Origin of the sequence: Bartonella sp. AA97HXZ (assembly GCF_042196985.1) — a bacterium.
Lineage (GTDB): Bacteria > Pseudomonadota > Alphaproteobacteria > Rhizobiales > Rhizobiaceae > Bartonella.
The window spans coordinates 1-2,625 of the sequence record NZ_JBHIRC010000054.1; the positions used below are offsets into that span (position 1 = coordinate 1).

Here is a 2,625-nt window from a genome sequence, read left to right on the forward strand (position 1 = left end):
AACATCTTTGAGAAGAGTCTTACCGAGTCCTTCATAGTCAATAAGATAGCGCATCGCCAAACGCACTTTTTCATTGGCAAAAATAGGGTTTGTCGCATTAAATCCCCATATGATCATGGAGGGCGCCAACACTTTTTCAACTTTAATATCCGTTGTTGCTTGGAGATCTGCCAAATCCTCTGGCATCAGATTACGTGCAACATCGATATCATGTTTTTCCAATAATAAACGTTGCGTTCCAGGCTCCGCGACATGGCGAATTAAAATCTTCTTCAATTTAGGCGCCTCCCCCCAATAATTGGAGCTTGCACGCAACAAAATTCCTTCTCCAGGGCGCCAACTCTCTAGCTGATAAGGACCAACGCAAGCAGAATGGCTTGCCAAATACCGGTTTCCCATATCACCATCTTTTTCGTGTTTCATGAGTGTCTCACGATCCAGCAAGGCAGCAGTGCGATTAGTGGAAATATTGCTAAGAATAAGCTCTGCTGGATAAGGTTTATCAAATTTCATCACCACTGTTTTGTCGTCCGGTGCTTGAAAAGCCTCATCAACGTTTTGTTCTGTAATCCCATATTCATTAAATGTTGCCGCATTAGCCAATTTCAATTTGACAACCCGCTTCATACCCCAAACAAGATCATTGGCATTCGCAGAACGACCATCATAAAACTTTAAACCATCACGCAAGTGAAAAGTAATCACCGTACTCTGATCATCACTTGAAACATCCCAACTCTTCGCTAACGAGGGAACCATTTTAGCCGCATCATCTGTAGCAGAAACGACTAAATTATCACAAATATTGTTAACCACTTCAATTCCATAACGGTCATTGAGTTGTGCAGGGTCAAATGTATTTATTGGATCGAGATTCCAAGCCATCACAAGCGTATCGGCGGGTGTTTTTGCTGAAACTTGTTGCACAAACATCCCCATTGCAAGAACAGCAGAAACAAAAGAACTGCCCTTTTTCAATATTTTTCTTTTCATGTTCATAGAATTTTCCTTTTAACGTTTATTGTATAAATTCTCCATGCAGCAAAACGTGCTTAATTTAAGTTTAGACGAACGATAGGCTCCTAAAGACCAAACTTTAAAATCTTCAAGAACAAGCACCTCTTGCCAATGACTCCTCTTGTCTACACTTATAAGCCAAACTAAAACATACAAAGGAAAACACTCTGATATACAATGAACGCTCACCAACAACAGAGCTTAATCACGATATCATAACGCCTACTATTGAAGACTATAAAACCTGTATTTTTTCTATCTTGTTAAGCAAGCTTGTCTCGTATTTCTTCCGGCGTTTTCTATACCATCAAAGCACTACCCCTTTTAGCTCAAGTACCTTAATAACAACGAGCCTTCATAACAATTTGACGATTTGATAAAACAGAAAAATTCGTTAGTTTGCCAAATGCAACGACTTTTATTCCTTCTTCAAAAGAAAATTTAATTTTTTCATCACTCCCCGTAAAATAACACCCTCCAAATGACATCTCATCATCTTTCAAAGCAAAAGAAAATATAAACACCATAAAAAACTGATATCTCTTGTGTACCCCCATAACAAAACTTTCCTTCAACATCGCAAAACCTTTGCACCTTTAGCACCACTAAATTCCGCGATATTTGTTACACTTAGTTTTTTTATGTTACTCTCAGTTTTTTAACAAATAAATTGACCACTTTCTAATTCAGAAAAATTGAAATATCGATCTTAACATCCATTTAAATACACCTCTAATGAGAATGAAAAATATCTTTAAACGAATGTCTTGAAAAGACATTCAACAATATATCACGCATTACCTATGATCTTCGACGCATTGCAAAACTTGAAAATTTATACAATACGCCGAATATATCATGACGATGCCCTTTATCTATTGAACAGCATTGAAGACACTCTTATTTTTCAATTTTACTATAAAAAATATGTGGCGCACTATTCCAAACCCACTTTTTGATATCAGGCGTCATCGCGATAACAGTATATTTCTGAAAGATAAACGCATAAGGTCCTTTTTGCATCAATTCACGTTGTAAATCAGCATAGAGTTGTGCCCGTTTTTGCGGATCTTTTTGAAACAATGCATCCTGAACCTTTTGATTCATCGTTTCATCCAAATACCCATATTGCCAACTAGGATAGGCGGTATTTTTTGCCTCAAGCCGATTATCTGGATTATAAACAAGACGTGAAGCCATGGTATGAGGATCCGCAGAATCATTATTCCATCCGACAAAAATCGTATCAAAAGCCCGTGCATAAAGTTTAGAAAACAACTGTGTACCGGCCATCCGTTCAATTTTAAGACGCACCCCCGCCTTTGCGGCACTATCTTGGAGTGACTGAGCAACTAACACCCTATAAGGAGCATTTGATACGAGAAAATTTGCCTCAAATCCATTCGGATAACCAGCTTCTGCTAAAAGCTGCTTGGCTTTTTGAATATCAAGTTTAAAGGGTTGCCCTTCTTTTTCATCTAAAGCCCCAAAGTTGCCAAGAGGAATAAAACTGGCCCGTGGAACACCAACACCTTTGAGAAGCTTCTTGCCAAGACCTTCATAATCTATGAGATAACGCATCGCCAAACGCACTTTTTCCTTAGCAAA

Annotated in this window: 3 protein-coding genes; all 3 read right to left on the reverse strand. The window is 38.3% G+C overall.

The genetic code is table 11. From position 1 onward, the window contains the following. Positions 1-999 (reverse strand): ABC transporter substrate-binding protein (locus ACFINE_RS09515; protein ID WP_375621867.1); only part of this gene is annotated, 999 nt, incomplete at its 3' end. Between the two features lie 356 nt (positions 1,000-1,355). Continuing rightward, positions 1,356-1,544 carry a hypothetical protein gene (locus tag ACFINE_RS09520; RefSeq protein ID WP_375613875.1) on the reverse strand — a complete coding sequence of 63 codons (189 nt, stop codon included), beginning with the start codon at positions 1,542-1,544 and terminating at the stop codon, positions 1,356-1,358. A 373-nt stretch (positions 1,545-1,917) separates the two neighbouring features. Continuing rightward, a partial coding sequence (locus ACFINE_RS09525) for an ABC transporter substrate-binding protein (RefSeq protein ID WP_375621868.1) occupies positions 1,918-2,625 on the reverse strand: 708 nt, incomplete at its 5' end.